This is a genomic window from Streptomyces sp. NBC_01176 (assembly GCF_045039825.1).
GTDB lineage: Bacteria > Actinomycetota > Actinomycetes > Streptomycetales > Streptomycetaceae > Streptomyces.
Genome location: NZ_CP108600.1, coordinates 7634791 through 7651802 on the forward strand (window position 1 = coordinate 7634791; position 17012 = coordinate 7651802).

Annotated in this window: 15 protein-coding genes and 1 pseudogene; 10 read left to right on the forward strand and 6 right to left on the reverse strand. The window is 72.9% G+C overall.

Annotation, left to right across the window (positions count from 1 at the left end; translation table 11 throughout):
• Window positions 1–182 precede the first annotated feature (182 nt).
• From pheS to OG199_RS33110, 5 genes are all read left to right on the forward strand, one after another.
• Window positions 183–1307 carry a phenylalanine--tRNA ligase subunit alpha gene (pheS, locus tag OG199_RS33090; RefSeq protein ID WP_356797189.1) on the forward strand — a complete coding sequence of 375 codons (1125 nt, stop codon included), beginning with the start codon at window positions 183–185 and terminating at the stop codon, window positions 1305–1307.
• On the forward strand, window positions 1307–3817 hold the full coding sequence (pheT, locus tag OG199_RS33095) for a phenylalanine--tRNA ligase subunit beta (protein ID WP_356797191.1): 2511 nt from the start codon (window positions 1307–1309) through the stop codon (window positions 3815–3817). Before pheS ends, pheT begins: the two co-directional genes overlap by 1 nt.
• Before the next feature lie 410 nt (window positions 3818–4227).
• Window positions 4228–5400, forward strand: a complete 1173-nt coding sequence (locus tag OG199_RS33100; RefSeq protein WP_405832556.1) for a PP2C family protein-serine/threonine phosphatase — start codon at window positions 4228–4230, stop codon at window positions 5398–5400.
• A 360-nt stretch (window positions 5401–5760) separates the two neighbouring features.
• Window positions 5761–7101 (forward strand): transcriptional regulator, encoded by a 1341-nt coding sequence (locus OG199_RS33105; RefSeq protein ID WP_356280909.1) that lies wholly within the window; start codon window positions 5761–5763, stop codon window positions 7099–7101.
• 98 nt (window positions 7102–7199) lie between these two features.
• Window positions 7200–7745, forward strand: a complete 546-nt coding sequence (locus OG199_RS33110; protein WP_356797193.1) for an NUDIX hydrolase — start codon at window positions 7200–7202, stop codon at window positions 7743–7745.
• Between the two features lie 108 nt (window positions 7746–7853).
• Here the strand turns inward: OG199_RS33110 and OG199_RS33115 are convergent, their stop codons facing one another.
• Both OG199_RS33115 and OG199_RS33120 read right to left on the reverse strand, forming a co-directional pair.
• Window positions 7854–8111, reverse strand: a complete 258-nt coding sequence (locus OG199_RS33115) for a hypothetical protein (RefSeq protein WP_356797195.1) — start codon at window positions 8109–8111, stop codon at window positions 7854–7856.
• A 215-nt stretch (window positions 8112–8326) separates the two neighbouring features.
• Window positions 8327–9187: a 3-hydroxybutyryl-CoA dehydrogenase gene (locus OG199_RS33120; protein ID WP_266697827.1), complete on the reverse strand. Its 861-nt coding sequence runs from the start codon at window positions 9185–9187 to the stop codon at window positions 8327–8329.
• A gap of 172 nt (window positions 9188–9359) precedes the next feature.
• Here OG199_RS33120 and OG199_RS33125 point away from each other — a divergent pair, with 172 nt between their 5' ends.
• Window positions 9360–10631 carry a family 10 glycosylhydrolase gene (locus OG199_RS33125; RefSeq protein ID WP_356797197.1) on the forward strand — a complete coding sequence of 424 codons (1272 nt, stop codon included), beginning with the start codon at window positions 9360–9362 and terminating at the stop codon, window positions 10629–10631.
• Window positions 10632–10707: 76 nt separating this feature from the next.
• On the opposite strand, the gene OG199_RS33130 is transcribed toward OG199_RS33125, so the two are convergent.
• Complete coding sequence (locus OG199_RS33130) at window positions 10708–10902, reverse strand: DUF1918 domain-containing protein (RefSeq protein ID WP_401802755.1); 195 nt, start codon at window positions 10900–10902, stop codon at window positions 10708–10710.
• A 90-nt stretch (window positions 10903–10992) separates the two neighbouring features.
• Window positions 10993–12014 (reverse strand): annotated as a pseudogene (locus OG199_RS33135) (DMT family transporter).
• On the opposite strand from OG199_RS33135, the gene OG199_RS33140 reads away from it, so the two are divergent.
• The 3 genes from OG199_RS33140 to OG199_RS33150 all read left to right on the forward strand — a co-directional run bounded on the left by OG199_RS33140 (window position 12013) and on the right by OG199_RS33150 (window position 14965).
• Window positions 12013–13449, forward strand: a complete 1437-nt coding sequence (locus OG199_RS33140; protein ID WP_405832559.1) for a PLP-dependent aminotransferase family protein — start codon at window positions 12013–12015, stop codon at window positions 13447–13449. The pseudogene OG199_RS33135 and the gene OG199_RS33140 overlap by 2 nt on opposite strands.
• 431 nt (window positions 13450–13880) lie before the next feature.
• Window positions 13881–14318: a GNAT family N-acetyltransferase gene (locus OG199_RS33145; RefSeq protein ID WP_405832560.1), complete on the forward strand. Its 438-nt coding sequence runs from the start codon at window positions 13881–13883 to the stop codon at window positions 14316–14318.
• Window positions 14319–14380: 62 nt separating this feature from the next.
• Window positions 14381–14965: a histidine phosphatase family protein gene (locus OG199_RS33150; protein ID WP_405832561.1), complete on the forward strand. Its 585-nt coding sequence runs from the start codon at window positions 14381–14383 to the stop codon at window positions 14963–14965.
• 56 nt (window positions 14966–15021) lie between these two features.
• Here the strand turns inward: OG199_RS33150 and OG199_RS33155 are convergent, their stop codons facing one another.
• Both OG199_RS33155 and OG199_RS33160 read right to left on the reverse strand, forming a co-directional pair.
• The gene (locus tag OG199_RS33155) at window positions 15022–15471 is read right to left on the reverse strand and encodes a DUF6314 family protein (RefSeq protein WP_356808731.1); all 450 of its coding nucleotides are present in this window, start codon (window positions 15469–15471) and stop codon (window positions 15022–15024) included.
• 7 nt (window positions 15472–15478) lie between these two features.
• Window positions 15479–16297 (reverse strand): LysR substrate-binding domain-containing protein, encoded by an 819-nt coding sequence (locus OG199_RS33160; RefSeq protein ID WP_405832563.1) that lies wholly within the window; start codon window positions 16295–16297, stop codon window positions 15479–15481.
• Window positions 16298–16355: 58 nt separating this feature from the next.
• On the opposite strand from OG199_RS33160, the gene OG199_RS33165 reads away from it, so the two are divergent.
• On the forward strand, window positions 16356–16760 hold the full coding sequence (locus OG199_RS33165; RefSeq protein ID WP_266697815.1) for a DUF5997 family protein: 405 nt from the start codon (window positions 16356–16358) through the stop codon (window positions 16758–16760).
• The last annotated feature ends 252 nt before the right edge of the window (window positions 16761–17012 follow it).

The following is a 17012-nucleotide window of genomic DNA, read 5'->3' on the forward strand; positions in this document are numbered from 1 at the left end:
AGGCCCCACGGGCGCACGCGCAGGGGAGCTCCGGCCGGGACGCGCAGTCCGGCACGGCCTCCCACCCCCGTTAGACTCGGCCTTTGGCACCTTTGCGTCCCCGTTTCATGTTTCAGGGACGATGCGCGTCCCCCGAGTCGGGACGGGGACCATCCGCCAGCCAACCGGAAGCACGGGAAGAGATGTCGGCACCGAATAAGTCGTACGACCCTGTAGAGGTCGAGGCCTTGAAACCGGAAGAGATCGAGCGCATGCGGGACGAGGCGCTCGCCGCCTTCGCCGCCGCCGGTGACCTCGACGCGCTCCAGGAGGCCAAGGTCGCCCACACCGGCGGCACCTCACCGCTGGCCCTCGCCAACCGCGAGATCGGCGCCCTGCCCCCGCACGCCAAGGCCGCCGCCGGCAAGCTCGTCGGCCAGGCCCGCGGCGCCGTGAACAAGGCCCTCACCGCCCGCCAGACAGAGCTGGAGGCCGAGCGGGACGCCCGGGTACTGGTCGAGGAGGCGGTGGACGTCACGCTGCCGTACGACCGGGTACCGGCCGGAGCGCGCCACCCCCTGACCACGCTGTCGGAGCGCATCGAGGACGTCTTCGTGGCCATGGGCTACGAGGTCGCCGAGGGCCCCGAGGTCGAGGCCGAGTGGTTCAACTTCGACGCCCTGAACATCGGCCCGGACCACCCGGCGCGCGGTATGCAGGACACCTTCTTCGTGAAGGGCCCCAAGGGCCACGAAGAGGAGTCGAACATCGTGCTGCGCACCCACACCTCGCCGGTGCAGATCCGCTCGATGCTCGACCGCGAGCCCCCGGTCTACGTGATCTGCCCGGGCCGCGTGTACCGCTCCGACGAGCTGGACGCCACACACACGCCCGTCTTCACCCAGGTCGAGCTGCTCGCCATCGACGAGGGCCTGACCATGGCCGACCTCAAGGGCACCCTCGACCACATGGTCCAGTCGCTCTTCGGCTCCGACATGAAGACCCGGCTGCGCCCGAACTTCTTCCCGTTCACCGAGCCGTCCGCCGAGATGGACATGGTGTGCTACGTCTGCCGCGGCGACTCCGTCGGCAACCCCGACCGGCCCTGCCGCACCTGCTCCTCCGAGGGCTGGATCGAACTCGGCGGCTGCGGCATGGTCAACCCCCGCGTGCTGGTCGCCGCGGGCGTCGACCCCGAGAAGTACAGCGGATTCGCCTTCGGGTTCGGCATCGAACGGATGCTGATGTTCCGCCACAACGTCGAAGACATGCGAGACATGGTCGAGGGTGACGTCCGGTTCACCCGGCCGTTCGGGATGGAGATCTGATGCGGGTCCCGCTTTCTTGGCTGCGGGAGTACGTCGACCTGCCGGCGACGGAGACCGGGCGCGACGTCCAGGCCAAGCTCATCTCGTCCGGCCTCGAGGTCGAGACCGTCGAGCAGCTCGGCGCGGGCCTCAAGGGCCCCCTCGTCGTCGGCGAGGTGCTGACCATCGAGGAGCTGGAGGGCTTCAAGAAGCCCATCCGCTTCTGCACCGTCGACGTCGGCACCGCCAACGGCACCGGTGAGCCCCAGGAGATCGTCTGCGGCGCCCGCAACTTCGCCGTCGGCGACAAGGTCGTCGTGGTCCTGCCGGGCGCCGTCCTGCCCGGCGACTTCGCGATCGCCGCACGCAAGACGTACGGCAGGACCTCGCACGGCATGATCTGCTCCGGCGACGAGCTGGGCATGGGCGACGACGGCAGCGGCGGCATCATCGTCCTGCCGCCCGAGCACGAGGCCGGCACCGACGCCATCGAGCTCCTGGAACTCGTCGACGAGGTCCTGGACATCGCCGTCACCGCCAACCGCGGCGACTGCCTGTCGATGCGCGGTGTCGCCCGCGAGACCGCCATCGCGTACGGGCTGCCGCTGCGCGACCCGGCGCTGCTCGACGTACCGGCCCCGAACGCGTTCGGCTATCCGGTGCAGGTCTCCGAGCCGCTCGGCTGCGACCGCTTCACCGCGCGCACCGTCACCGGACTGTCCTCCGAGGCACGCTCCCCGATCTGGCTGCGGCGCCGGCTGCAGAAGGCCGGGATGCGTCCCGTCTCGCTCGCCGTCGACGTCACGAACTACGTGATGCTGGAACTCGGCCAGCCCCTGCACGCGTACGACCGCTCCCTCATCCAGGGGACGATCGGCGTGCGCAGGGCGGAGCGGGGCGAGCGCCTCACCACGCTGGACGGCACCAAGCGGGTCCTCGACGCCGAGGACCTGGTGATCACCGACGACCGCGGGCCCATCGGCCTGGCGGGCGTCATGGGCGGTGCCGACACGGAGATCGCCGACCACGAGGACACCACGCGGGCCACCAGTGACGTCGTGATCGAGGCCGCGCACTTCGACCCGGTCTCCATCGCCCGCACCGCACGCCGTCACAAGCTGGCCTCCGAGGCGTCCAAGCGCTTCGAGCGGGGCGTCGACCCGCAGGCCTCCTCCGCCGCCGCGCAGCGCACCGTCGACCTGCTGGTCCTCCTCGCGGGCGGCAGCGCCGAGGCCGGGGTCACCGAGGTCATCACGCCGTCCGCGCCGCACACCATCACCGCCCCGGCGAACCACCCGGACAAGGTGGCCGGTGTCGCCTACGGCCGCGAGACCGTCGTACGCCGTCTCCAGCAGGTCGGCTGCGACGTCTACGGGCAGGACGAGCTGATCGTCACCGTGCCGTCCTGGCGACCCGACCTGATGGCGCCGAACGACCTGGCCGAAGAGGTCATCCGTCTGGAGGGCTACGAGAACCTGCCCTCCACGCTGCCGCGGCCCCCCGCCGGCCGCGGTCTGACCGAGCGGCAGCGGCTGCACCGACGGGTCGGGCGCGCGCTGGCCGGGACCGGACTCGTCGAGACCCTGAACTACCCGTTCCTCAGCGAGGACGTCTTCGACCAGCTCGGTCTGGCCGCGGACGACCCGAACCGCCGGGTGGTCACGCTGGTCAACCCGCTGTCCGACGAGGAGCCCGCCCTCCGTACGACGCTGCTGCCGGGCCTGCTCGGCGCGCTGCGCCGCAACGACGGCCGCGGTTCGCACGACCTGGCGCTGTTCGAGACCGGACTGGTCTTCCACCCCCGCGGGGAGCAGCGCATCGCGTCCCGGCTCCCGGTGGACCGGCGTCCCACGGACGAGGAGATCGCGGCGCTCACCGCCACCCTCCCCGTTCAGCCCCGGCACGTCGCGGTCGTCCTCACGGGCGCCCGCGAGCAGGCCGGCTGGTGGGGCAAGGGCCGTCCGGCCGACTGGGCCGACGCGGTGGAGGCGGCACGGACCGTCGCCCGTGAGGCGGGCGCCGAGCTCGTCGTCCGCGCGGGCCGTTACGGGCCGTGGCACCCGGGCCGCTGCGCCGAGCTGGCCGTCGTGCTCGACGGCGAGGAGCAGGTCGTCGGGCACGCGGGTGAGCTGCACCCGCGTGTGCTGAAGGCGCTGAACCTGCCCGGGCGCACCTGTGCCATGGAGCTCGACCTCGACCGGCTGGAGGAGGCGGGCGCCGGAGCCCTGCAGGCGCCGCGGATCTCCGGGTTCCCGGTCGCCACGCAGGACGTCGCCCTGGTCGTCGACCGAGGCGTTCCGCACGCGGAGGTGGAGGCGGCGCTGCGTGAAGGCGCCGGCGGCCTCCTGGAGTCCATCCGGCTGTTCGACGTCTACGAGAGCGAGCAGCTGGGCGAGGACAAGAAATCCCTCGCCTACGCGATGCGCTTCCGCGCCGCCGACCGCACCCTGACCGTCGACGAGGCGTCGGCGGCCCGGGACGCGGCGGTGGCCCTCGCGGGCGAGCGGGTCGGGGCGGTGTTGCGGGCGTAACTCCGCGGGGGTGCGCCGGGGAACTGCGGGTCCTTGATCGGCTGCGGGTGGTTCGCGGCCGGTCGCGCAGTTCCCCGCGCCCCGTTCGGGGCGTGTTGCCCAGCCGGGCAAGCAGCCCGATCTACGCCCATTGATCCACGCGGGGTGCTGGACGCGCCCCTCAGGGGCGCGGGGAACGGCGCGCCCCGCCACGAACCACCCGCACCCGACAGGGTGCGCTCCCTGCCCTCGCCTCCCGCAGGGCCACCCGCGAGGGCGGTCACCTGCATAAATGCACGCGAAGGGCAGTGCCTCACTCGTTCGGGTGGGAAGTTCGGGCCTCGTGGCCCGATCGGGGCATGCGGTCGACAGAATCGGACCGGTCTCACGGAGGCCGTCTGCGCTGTCGGGCCTATTAGGGGGCCATCGGCATGATCCGTATCAAGGCAGGGGCCCCCGGCAGGGCACGGTTCCGGACGCATGCGCGAGGGCCCGCCCGGACGGGCGTCGGCCTGCGCGGTGACCTCGACCGGTCCGTCCGGCGGGCCGACCGACCGCCCCTGCGGCGGGCGCTGAGTCTGGGGCTGCCCACCGTCTGGGGCGCGATCGCGATCACGTACAGGATGACCTGTCCGCTGGGCCAGCAGGACGCGCTGGGGCCCCGGATGGTGTCCAGCGCCGTCTTCTTCGTGGTGGGAACGGGACTGATACTCCACGTCAGGTGGACGCTCCTGCGCGAGCTCAGACAGGTCCGTGAGGTCGCGGGCGCCGCCCAGAGCGCGCTGCTGCGGCCGCCGCCCCCGCGCGTCGACGGGCTGAACGTCGCCGCGGCCCAGCTCTCCGCGGACCGCGGTGCGGACATCGGTGGTGACCTCTACGAGGTGATCGCCACCGAGCACGGGGTACGGGTCGTCATGGGTGACGTCCGCGGGCACGGCCTCGGCGCGCTCGGGACCGTCGCCGCCGTCCTCGGCAGCTTCCGCGAGGCGGCGCACGACGAGCCCTCACTCGGGTGCGTGCTCGGACGCCTGGAGCGTGCCCTGGCCCGGCATCTGCGCGAGCGGGCGAAGGCCGAGCATCCGGCGGCGGGCCCGGACCCCGAGAGCCCGGTCGCCGAGGAGTTCGTCACCGTGCTGCTGCTGGAGATCCGCCGGGACGGCGAGGTCTACGCGCTGAACTGCGGTCACCCCTGGCCGTATCTGCTGCCCGGCCACGCCGTACCGACGGGCGACCACCGCCGCGTCGAGCGGCTGTCGGCCGCCGAACCCCTGCCGCCGCTCGGGCCGTTCCCGCTCCCGGCGGAGCTGCCCCTCGTGCACTGTGGTCAACTGCTGCCGGGCGAGGCGCTGTTCCTGTACACCGACGGTGTGGAGGACGCACGCGACGGCCACGGCCGGTTCTTCCCGCTGGCGAGCGCGCTGGCCGAAACCGTCCGGATCCAGCCCGCCGCACCCCAGTTCGTCCTGCACGGTGTTCTCAAGGGGCTGCTGCGTCACACGCGCGGCAGGCCCGCCGACGACGTGGCCGTCCTGGTCCTGCGCAACGACCGCCCGCGCACCCGCGTGCAGCAGGACCGCCCGGTCGCTCATCAGGTGCCCCGCTAGGGCGTGTTGCGAACGGCCGGGACCGTGCGACGAGCCGCGAGACGCGCGCTGTTGACGGACCGTCACCAGCGCGCCCCACAGCCGGCGGAGCCGTCCGCCCCGCCACGGAGTGTCGGGCAGGCGGCTGGGCGGACGGCGCGGTAGCGGGCCGCCGCACTGTACGAGGGGGAGCCGGCGGCCCGGCCGGCCTCTTGCGAGGCATTTCAGTCAACCGGCCCGGCACGCTCCGCGACAGCGCGCGCACGGCACGGATACGGGCATTCCGTTCACACCCCGTGTGAAGCGGGACGCACTACCCTGACGACGCCGACCGCAGCGACGGCACGGCACCGACGGCACCGAGCCACCCGGGGGGCCCTCATGCAGCCCAACACTCTCCTCGACGCGATTCTCGACGAGGCCGGCATCTCGCACGCGGGACTGGCGGCCCATGTCAACCAGGCGGGGAGGGCACGCGGCCTCGCCCTCAGGTACGAACACACGGCCGTGGCACGGTGGTTGAAGGGCCAGCGCCCGCGGGGCCAGGTGCCCGACCTGATCTGTGAAGTGCTCGCGGCGCGCCTGCACCGGCCCGTCACGCTCGACGACATCGGACTCGGCGTGCCGGGCGAGCCGTCCGCTCCGCACGGCACGTCCCTCTCCGGCTTCGTCGAGCGGGCCACCGCCCTGTGGCGCTCCGACGAACAGCAGCGCCCGCACATCCTCGGCGCACCGGCCGTCACCGGTACGCCCGCCGTGATGCCCGTGTGGGAGTGGGAGAACCCGCCCGAGGACGTGGACGTCTCGCGGGGCGGGCGCCATCACGTGAGCATGGCCGACATCGAGATGCTGCGCTCGGCCCGCGCGCACTACGAGCAGATGTACCGCAAGGCCGGCGGCGTCGCGACCCGCACCCGGATCGTCGGCTTCCTCAACGCCGAGACCGCGCCCCTGCTGCGCGGCAGCTACACCGACGCCACCGGCCGCCAACTGCACCGTGCGACCGGCGGCCTGGTCGCCGTCGCCGGTATCTGTGCCTACGACTCCGACGCGCACGGACTCGCCCAGCGCTACTTCCACCAGGCGCTGCGGCTGGCCAAGGCCAGCGGGGACCGGGGACTCGGCGCCTACGTCATAGCGCTGCTGGTCAACCAGTCGCTGTTCATGCGGGAGTACCGGCAGTCCGTCGCCTTCGCGGAGGCCGCGCTGCGCGCCGCCGGACGCCACATCACCCCCGCGCTCGCCTCCGACCTCTACGCGATGCAGGCCAAGGCGTACGCCCACCTCGGCGACGGCAGCAGCGCGTTGTCCTGCATCCGGCGTGCCGAGCAGGCCGCCGAGCGGATCCGGCGCGGTTACGAACCCGACGAGACCGGCTATGTCCAGCCAGGACTGGTCAACGTACAAGTGGCGGAGGCGCTGCTCAGCCTCGGCGACCTGGTGGCCGCGGCCGCGCACGCCGCCGCGGCCGTGGACACCCCGGCGCACGACCGGGGCAGAGTGCACCGGCTCGCCATGCTGAGCCAGATCGAGCTGCGCCAGGGCAATGCCGACAAGGCGGTGGCCACTGCCGTGCAGATGGCCGAGCAGGCGCGCGGAATGGAGTCCCAGCGGCTGCGGGACAGACTGCGCGCGGTACGCGAACACCTGGTGCGCAGCGGCTGTGCGGGCACGGCCGAGGCAGCCGAACTCATCGACGGAGCACTGCGCGTACCGCTCTAGACCACCGGGTCCGCCCCCCACCGTGCGCCGCTGTGCGCCTGCTGTCAGGCCGCTCCTGCTGCGATATTGCCATCTACTCGGCGGAAGGTGGCAGAACCGTGCAGTGGACGAAACTGAACGAACAAACTGTGTACGAAAACCGCTGGTTCAGCGTCAATCTCGCAGATGTCGAGCTGCCGGACGGTCGGCATCTCGATCACTTCCTCATACGGCTGCGGCCCGTGGCCGTGGCCACCGTGGTGAACGACGCCAACGAGGTGCTGCTCCTGTGGCGGCACCGGTTCATCACCGACAGTTGGGGGTGGGAACTCGCGGCGGGCGTCGTCGAGGACGGCGAGGACATCGCCGTCGCGGCGGCCCGCGAACTGGAGGAGGAGACCGGCTGGCGACCGGGACCCCTGCGCCATCTGATGAGCGTCGAGCCCTCCAACGGGCTCACCGACGCCCGGCACCACATCTTCTGGGCCGACGAAGGCGCGTACATCGGACACCCCGTGGACGACTTCGAGTCCGACCGTCGGGAATGGGTTCCCCTCAAACTCGTTCCCGACATGGTCGCCCGCGGCGAGGTCCCGGCCGCCAACATGGCTGCCGCGCTGCTCCTCCTGCACCACCTCAGGCTCGGGCAGGACGCCTTGCCCTAGATCGATCCCCCGGCGTCCGGGGCCGCGGGGCCTGTCGTCCGGATCATGCGGCGGGACGCGGCCGGCAAGGCACCGCGCCTCGGCGCCACCTGATGCGAACGACAGCCCCTAGCGGCCCAGAGCCTGCCAGACCGCCACGGCGAGTGCGCCGACGGCCGTGATGGCCGCGACCGCGGGCAGGGGCCAGCGGGTGTGTTCCATCGCGACGACGCGTGTGCTCAGGTCGTCCACGTCCTTGGCGGTCTGTTCGGCGCGGTGACTGAGCAGGGTCAGTCCTCCCTCGACACGGGCCTGTGCCACGTCGAGTCTGCGGCGTAACTCTGCGAGTTCTCCATGGACCACGGGATGCTCCGGGTCGGCGGTCACGTGTCCGCTCCTTTCCGTAGTCGTCACATCCCTTACATGTGCACGGAAAGTCAACTCGCCTGGTGGGTACGTGGGGAGCGTGTGCGAGCGGCATATGCGGGCCCGGCGCGCACACGGCGTGTGAAGGGCGCGGGCCCGGCACCGCGACCGGTGCCGGGCCCGCGTGAGCGTCGACCCCACGTGGTCGGAAAGCGGGGAGGGGGAGACGGAGGAGGTCAGGCGTAGGTGTAGAAGCCCGAGCCCGACTTCCGGCCCAGTCGGCCCGCGTCCACCATGCGCTGGAGCAGCGGGGGAGCGGCGTACAGCGGCTCCTTGTACTCCTCGTACATCGAGTACGCGACCGAGGCCACGGTGTCCAGGCCGATCAGGTCGGAGAGCTTGAGCGGGCCCATCGGGTGGGCGCAGCCCAGCTCCATGCCGTTGTCGATGTCCTCGCGGCTGGCGATACCCGACTCGAACATCCGGATCGCGGAGAGCAGATACGGGATCAGCAGCGCGTTGACCACGAAGCCGGAGCGGTCCTGGGCGCGGATCGCGTGCTTGCCGAGGGCCTTCTCGGCGAACAGCTGCGCCCGGCCGAGGGTGCCCTCGGAGGTGGTCAGTGCCGGGATCAGCTCGACGAGCTGCTGCACCGGCGCCGGGTTGAAGAAGTGGATCCCGACGACCTGGTCGGGGCGCGAGGTGGCGACGGCGAGCCGGACCAGCGGGATCGAGGAGGTGTTCGAAGCGAGGATCGCGTCCTGCCGGGTCACCACCTGGTCGAGGACCTGGAAGATCTCGGTCTTCACCTGCTCGTTCTCGACGACGGCCTCGATCACCAGATCGCGGTCGGCGAACTCGCCGAGGTCGGTGGTGAAGCTCAGCCGGTCCTGGGTGGCCGCGAGCTCGTCGGCGGAGATCTTCCCGCGCTCGGCCGCCTTGGAGAGGGAGTTGAACAGCCGGGTACGGCCGATCTCCAGGGCCTCGCCCGTGGTCTCGGCGACCTTGACGTCAAGACCCGCCCGGGCGCACACCTCGGCGATGCCCGCTCCCATCTGGCCGCAGCCCACCACTCCGACGCGTTCGATGTCGGTCACATCGTCCCCTTCGCTGATCTACGGGCCTGGCAGGTCCCCCGTTGTTCGGTGCCTGCTCCGATCGTGCACGTTACTCCGAAGTATCGATGATCGATCGCCCGGGGCGGGCATGCTGGGCGACGACGGAACGATCCGTGACCGGGCGGGTCCACAGGGTAAGAGGAGTGCGCGGATGGGGCGGGTGTCACGGCGGACGTTCACGGTGGCCGCGGCGGCGTTTGCGGGGTCGGCCACCACGGGCGACTCGGTGGCGGGAACCGGGACCGCGCCCGTCGAGACGGGCACCCCCGGGCCGCCCGGCCGGAGGAGGGCCGCCCCCGCGGAGCTGCGCGGCATGTGGCTGGCGACCGTCCTCAACCGCGACTGGCCCTCGCGGGCCGGGCTGTCCCCGGACCGGCAGCGTGCCGAACTCGTCGGCCACCTCGACACCGCGGTCCGCCGCCGGCTCAACGCCGTGATGTTCCAGGTCCGCCCCGCGGCCGACGCCCTGTGGCCCTCGGCGTACGAGCCGTGGTCGCAGTACCTCACCGGCGTCCAGGGCCGGGACCCCGGCTGGGACCCGCTCGGCACCGCGGTCACCGAGGCCCACGCGCGGGGTCTGGAACTGCACGCCTGGTTCAACCCGTACCGGATCGCCCCGCACACCGACCCGGGCAGGCTGGCGGCGAACCATCCGGCGCGCCAGCACCCCAGCTGGGTCGTCCGGTACGGCGGGAACATGTACTACAACCCCGGACTGCCGGCCGTGCGGACGTTCGTGCAGGACGCGATGCTCGACGCGGTGCGCAAGTACCCGGTCGACGCGGTGCACTGGGACGACTACTTCTATCCGTACCCGGTCGCCGGACAGGCCTTCGACGACGGCGACGCCTACGCGGCGTACGGCGCGGGCTTCCCGGACCGGGCCGCCTGGCGGCGCGACAACATCGACAGACTGGTGCGGGAGATGGGCGACCGCGTCCGGCAGATCCGCCCCGGCACGCGCTTCGGCATCAGCCCGTTCGGAGTGTGGCGCAACGCCGCGAGGGACCCGCACGGCTCGGACACCCGGGCCGGTGTGCAGACGTACGACGATCTGTACGCCGACACCAGGAAGTGGGTCCGTGAACACTGGATCGACTACATCTGCCCGCAGGTCTACTGGAATCTCGGCTTCGCCGCCGCCGACTACGCGAAGCTCGTGCCCTGGTGGGCGGCCGTCACCCAGGGCACCGGCGTGCGGCTGTACGTCGGCGAGGCGCTCTACAAGGCCGGGGACCCGGCGCAGCCGGCTGCCTGGCAGGACCCGGCCGAACTCTCCCGGCATCTCACCTTCGCGCGGAAGTACGCGGAGGTGCGCGGGCACGTCTTCTTCTCCGCCCGGGGGGTCGGTTCCGATCCCCTCGGCGCGATGACGCGGGTCGTGGCCGACCACTACGGGCAGCCGGCTACCCCCGTGCGCTGAACCAACGCACGGGGCACCGGGCCTGCGGGAAGGGCACCGGACGCCGGGACTTCGCGGACAGGCCCGGTGAGCGGGACTACCGCATGGGGTCCTTGTGCCGGATCTCGGAGTCGGGGCCGGGAGAGCAGACGGCCTCGTGCCCGTCCGTGAAACGGACGCGATACGGGGGAGTCCCCTCCTTGCCCATGACCTGGGTGATCTCCGCGACCTTGTCGTGCTGTCCGACAACCCTGCCGTGCTGCACGAGCTGGTCGCCCTCGGTTGCGCGCATCTGAGGTCTCCCTCGCCAGTTGCGGGAGTGGTGGACCGTGGCCGTGAGCCCACGGCTGGTGGTGCCGGCGAACCGGCACCCGCGTGCTGCTCAGCCCCGCGCTCGCTGGGTGAGGGCGATGCAGACCAGCACGGCCGCCGCCGTCAGGGGCGCGGCCGGTGTGAGCCGCTCGCCGAGGAGCAGTACCGACCACACCAGTGTGAGCAGCGGCTGCGCGAGCTGCAACTGGCTGGCCTTCGGGATCCCGATCGCCGCCATGCCGCGGTACCAGACGACCAACCCCAGGAACTGCGACCCGACCGCCACCCACAGCAGCCCCGTCACACTGTGCGCCGACAGCTGCGCGGGCTCGTACGACAGCGCCACCAGCGCGCCCGGCAGCGCGAGCGGCAGACACAGGACCAGTGCCCAGCCGATCACCTGCCACCCCGCTGCGCGGGCTCGTACGACAGCGCCACCAGCGCGCCCGGCAGCGCGAGCGGCAGACACAGGACCAGTGCCCAGCCGATCACCTGCCACCCCGGCATCGTCCGGGCCAGCCTGCCGCCCTCGGTGTAGCCCGCGGCGCAGATCAGCAGCGCGCCGAAGAGACAGGTGTCCGCCCTGGTCAGCGCTCCGCCGCTCTGCTGCACGGTGAACGCGATGACGGCGGCCGCGCCCGCGAGAGCGGCACCCCAGAACAGCCGGGAGGGCCGCGCACCGGTGCGCAGCGCTGAGAACAGCGCCGTCGTCAGCGGCAGCAGGCCGACGACCACGGCCGCGTGGGCGGTGCTGGACGTCCGCAGCGCGAGCGTCGTCAGCAACGGGAAGCCCAGCACCACACCCGCGGCGACCACGGCGAGCCCCGCCCGGTGCTCCCGCGCCGGTACGGGGACGCGCAGCGCCAGCAGACAGCCGCCCGCGACGACGGCGGCGAGGGCGCAGCGCACGGCGACCAGGGACCACGGACCGAAGCCCTCCAGGCCCCAGGCGGTGGCGGGGAAGGTGAGGGAGAAGGCGGTGACGCCGAGGGCGGCCTGGAGGGTGCCGGAGCGGCGGTCCGCCCGGGTGTCCACCTCGGGGGTGGTGACCGCTATCTCCGACCCCTGGATAGCGCTACTCTGTGCTCTCATGGAGCAGAGTAGCAGCGTGGCCGCACTGGCGAAGAAACTACGTCAGGAAGTCGACCGCTACTCGCCTGGTGGAAAGCTGCCGTCGAGCCGGGCACTCGTGGAGCGGTTCAGGGTGAGCCCGGTGACCGTGTCGCGAGCGCTGGCGCAGCTCGTCGCGGAGGGGCTGGTGGTCACCAGACCGGGGGCCGGCGCCTTCCGGGCAAGCCCCCGGACCCCCGCCCCACCGGCGGGGGACACCTCCTGGCAGGAGGTCACGCTGAGCGCGGACGCCGCGGCCGAACTCGTCCCGCGCACGGTGGACGCCTCCGGAGTCCTGGCCACGCTGGCCGCCCCGCCGGCGGGCGTCGTCGAGTTCAACGGGGGCTATCTGCACCCCTCGCTCCAGCCCGAGCGGGCCATGGGCGCGGCCCTGTCCCGGGCGGGCCGCCGCCCCGGCGCCTGGTCCCGGCCGCCGGTGGAGGGGCTCGCGGAGCTGCGCGAGTGGTTCGCGCGCGGGATCGGAGGTGCGGTCACCGCCGCGGAGGTGCTCGTCACGGCGGGCGGCCAGTCGGCGCTCACCACCACCCTGCGCGCGCTCGCCCCGCCCGGCGCACCGGTCCTCGTCGAGTCGCCCACCTACCCGGGCATGCTGGCCATCGCCCGCGCGGCCGGACTGCGCCCCGTACCGGTACCGGTGGACGCCGACGGGGTGAAGCCGGACCTCCTCGCCGACGCCTTCCGAGCCTCCGGCGCCCGGGTCTTCGTCTGCCAGCCGCTGTTCCAGAACCCCACCGGGGCCGTGCTCGCCCCCGAGCGGCGGGGCGCGGTGCTGCGGATCGCGCGCGAGGCCGGCGCGTTCGTCGTCGAGGACGACTTCGTACGCCGGCTCGTGCACGAGGACGCGGGAGCGCTGCCGAGGCCCCTGGCCGCCGAGGATTCCGACGGTGTCGTGGTGCACGTCGGTTCCCTGACCAAGGCGACCTCGCCGAGCTTCCGGGTCGGTGTGCTGGCCGCGCGCGGACCGGTCCTGGAGCGGCTGCGCGCCATCCAGGTCGTCGAGACCTTCTTCGTACCGCGTCCGCTTCAGGAGGCCGCGCTCGAACTCGTCGGATCACCGGCCTGGCCGCGTCATCTGCGGTCCGTCTCCGCCGAGTTGAGAAACCGGCGGGACACCATGACCGCCGCGCTGCGGCTACGGCTGCCCGAACTCGCCCTGCCGCACATCCCGTCCGGCGGATACCACCTGTGGGTGCGGCTGCCCGACGGCACCGACGAGTCCGCGCTGGCCGCCGCGGCCCTGCGGGCGGGCGTGGCCGTCACCCCCGGCCGCCCCTACTTCAGCGCCGAACCCCCGGCCGCCCATCTCCGCCTGAGCTTCGCGGCGGTCGCCGGCACGGAGGAGATCACGGAGGGCGTACGACGGTTGCGCGCCGCCTGCGACGAGACGCTGCGCTGAGCCCGTACGGTCCGCGACGAGGCGCTGCGCTGCCCCGCGCCGCCCGTGACGAGGGGCTGCGCTGCCCCGTGCCCCCTGCGATGTGGCGCCGCGCCGAGTCCGTGCCCGTCCGCGATGAGACGCTGCGCTGCCCCGCGCCGTCCGTGACGAGGGGCTGCGCTGCCCCGTACCCCCTGCGATGTGGCGCCGCGCCGAGTCCGTGCCCGTCCGCGATGAGACGCTGCGCCGAGCCCGTACCGTCCGCGACAAGACGCTGCGCCGAGCCCGTACCGTCCGTGACGAGACGCCGTACTGACCCGTGCCGTCCGTGACGAGACGCCGCGCCGAGCCCGTGCCGCCCCCCCCGACGACGTGCCGCGCAGCCTCCCCCTGCTCCCCGCGCGGGACGAAAACCGCTCGACCTCACCGGCCCGACCTGCGACCCTCCCCGCATGACCGACCCACAGCAGCTCCCCGGCGGCTACGAGATCTCCGCCGATCCGGCCCGCATCGATGTCGCCCGCGTGCACCACTGGCTCTCCACGGACGCCTACTGGGCCCTGGGCCGGCCCCGCGAGAAGCAGGAGCGCGCGATCGCGGGCTCGCTCAACTTCGGGGTGTACGACGGTTCGTCGGGCGAGCAGGTGGCGTACGCCCGAGTGGTCACCGACGAGGCGACCTTCGCCTGGCTGTGCGACGTCTACGTCGCCCCGTCCGTCCGCGGCAAGGGGCTGGGCTCAGCCCTGGTGGCGGCCGTCCGCGACCACCTCGAACCCTTCGGCGTGCCCCGGGTCCTGCTCGCCACGCACGACGCGCACGGCGTCTACGAGAAGGTCGGCTTCAGGCCGCTGGACCGCCCCGACCGGTGGATGGCCCTCGTACCGCGGTAAGCCCGCGAACACCGTGCGTAGCACCCCTTGACCTGCGGAGTCCCGCGCTCCACGATCTGCGCATGCATCTTCGGGTCACGTTCGTCGCTGCCGCGCGCAGTTCGTCGTTGCTCGCCGAGCGTTTCGAGGACGACCGGCCGCTGGACCAGGCCGGCTGGGACGAGGTGCAGCGCGCCGCCCCCGAACTGGTGCCGCTGGCGGCGGCCGAGCTGCGCTACTGCTCACCGACCCCGCGCAGCCGTGCCACCGGCGATGCGCTCGGCTACGCGCCGCTGGTCCAACCCGCGCTGCGCGACTGCGACATGGGCCGCTGGCGCGGGTTCACCCTGGGTGAGGCGATGGCCCGCGAGCCGTCGGCCGTGGACGCCTGGCTCGCCGACCCGCGCTCCGCCCCGCACGGCGGCGAGTCCCTGATGTCCTTCATCGCCCGGGTCGGCAGCTGGCTCGACACCCGCCCGGCGGACGACGGCGGCCGGATCGTCGCGGTCACGGAACCGTCCGTGGTGCGGGCCGCGCTCGTCTACGCGCTGCGGGCCCAGCCGACGACGTACTGGAACATCGACGTGCGCCCCTTGTCGACGATGACCCTCACCGGGCACAACGGCCGCTGGAACCTGCGCCTGGAGGCGTCGACGCAGGGTGTCTAGCGCCGCGGTACCAGCGTGCCTCCGCGTTGCTACGGGCGCTGATCTCCGCGCGGCGCTCAGTGCGGCCGTGTGTACTCGGTGGTGAGGATCAGATCCTTGGCGGGGCCTCCCACCCGCCACACCGTGCGCCAGCGGCCCGCGTCGAACACCGTGAACTCGCCCCGGTAGAGGTCCGCCGCGCACGGGTGGTCGGCGACGTGCCGGCCGGTGGTCAGGTCCAGGTCGTGGAAGGGGCGACCGTCGGAGAACCGGACGTCCGCGGTGCCCGCGCGCTGTCCGGGCAGGAACCACAGCGTGCGCTCCGCGGGCCTGGACGTGCCCTGCCAGGTGAAGGCGCCGGACTCGTGATGGAGCAGGCCGTCGCCTCCGTCGTCGAGCGGCGAGAAAGCGGTCGTCCCGGTGAAACGCCCCTCCGCCCCGCTCGCGCGATCCCGCACCGAACGCTCCACCCGCCAGCTCCCGGTCAGGTACGCCAGTACGTCGGCCACCGGCCAGAACTCACCCACGGGCCGCTCACGACCGCCGACGGGGCTTGCCCCGCCGACCGCTCTTGGCGCCACCGGAGCCACCGGCGCCGCCGCGGGAGCCCTTGCCCCCCGCCCCGCCGCCCGTCCTGCCGCCCACGGGCTTCTTCCGCCCGCCACCCGCCTGGGGACGCTTGCCCTTGCCCGAGGCCGAAGTCGCGCCCGACGCCGCGCCCGCAGCGGGCGCCGACGTCTGCGAGCGTCCGCGTGAGCTGTTGACGGTCCGGCCCCGGACGATCCCGATGAAGTCCTCCACCAGATCGGTGGTCGCCTCCTCGGGCCAGGACAGCGCGACGCGCGACTCGGGGGCGTCCGTGAGCGGCCGGTAGGTGAGGTCCTTGCGGTGGTGCAGGCGCGCGAGCGACTGGGGCACGACGAGCAGCCCGACGCCCGCCGCCACGAGCTCGACGGCGTCCTCCGTGGTGGCGGGACGCTCGAACGCGGGCCGCCCCGGCGGGCGCTCCCAGCCGAGGGTGTCGTCGAGCGGGTGCAGCACGATGTCGTCGGCCAGATCCTCGGCGGTCACCTCGTCGACCGCCGCCACGACGTGGTCCCGGGGGACCACGACGACCGTGGTCTCGGTGTAGAGCGGGATCGCGCTGAGGTCCTCCCGGTCGACCGGCAACCGTACGAATCCGGCGTCGGCGCCGCGGTCCCGCAGCACGTCGAACGCCTCGGCGGCGGACACCGCGACGAGGGTCAGGGGGACGTCGGGCAGCCGCTCGTTCCAGATCCGCACCCACTTCGTGGGCGTCACTCCCGGGACATAGGCGAGCCGGAACGAAGGAGGTACTTCCGAGCCTGTCACCTCGCCAGGCTATCGGTCGTGGTCGGAGGTCGCGCACACGCTCGATACCCTTGACACCATGACGTCGCACCAGACCACCCAGACCATGAAGCCCGCCACCGCGGCGAAGAAGCTGGGTGTGTACCTCGAAGCCACCCCCGCCGAGTTCCAGGAGGGCGTCGTCTCGCGCGCCGAGCTGAACGCGCTGCAGACCGACCCGCCCGCGTGGCTGCAGGAACTGCGACGCAACGGCCCGCACCCCCGGCCCGTGGTCGCCGCGCGGCTGGGCATCTCCATCGCCGGGCTCGCGCGCGGCGGGGTCACCGAGCCGCTCACCACGGAGCAGATCGACGCGCTGAAGCAGGACGACCCCGGGTGGCTGCGCCGGGAGCGCGCCACCCAGGCCGAGGTCCGCAAGGAAGAGGAGCGCATCAAGGAGCGGAACGCGCAGCGCGCCGCCCAGCCCCGCGACGCACGCTCCTGACCTCCGCCCCCACCTCCCGGGCTCCGCTTCCCCGCCCCCGTTTCTCCCTTCCCTGGTTTCCTCCCCCGGGCAGGGAACACCAGGCCACCCGTGCCGCGGCCTACGCTGTGCGCATGGGTGGGACCACGTGGTGAGTGACCGTACCGAGCCCCGCGCGCACCCGCCGACCGCCGGTCCGGGGCTCCGTCGACCCTGCCGACTCCGCGCACATCGCGCACACGCCGCCGACCCGTGACCCGCGTCCCGGGTCTC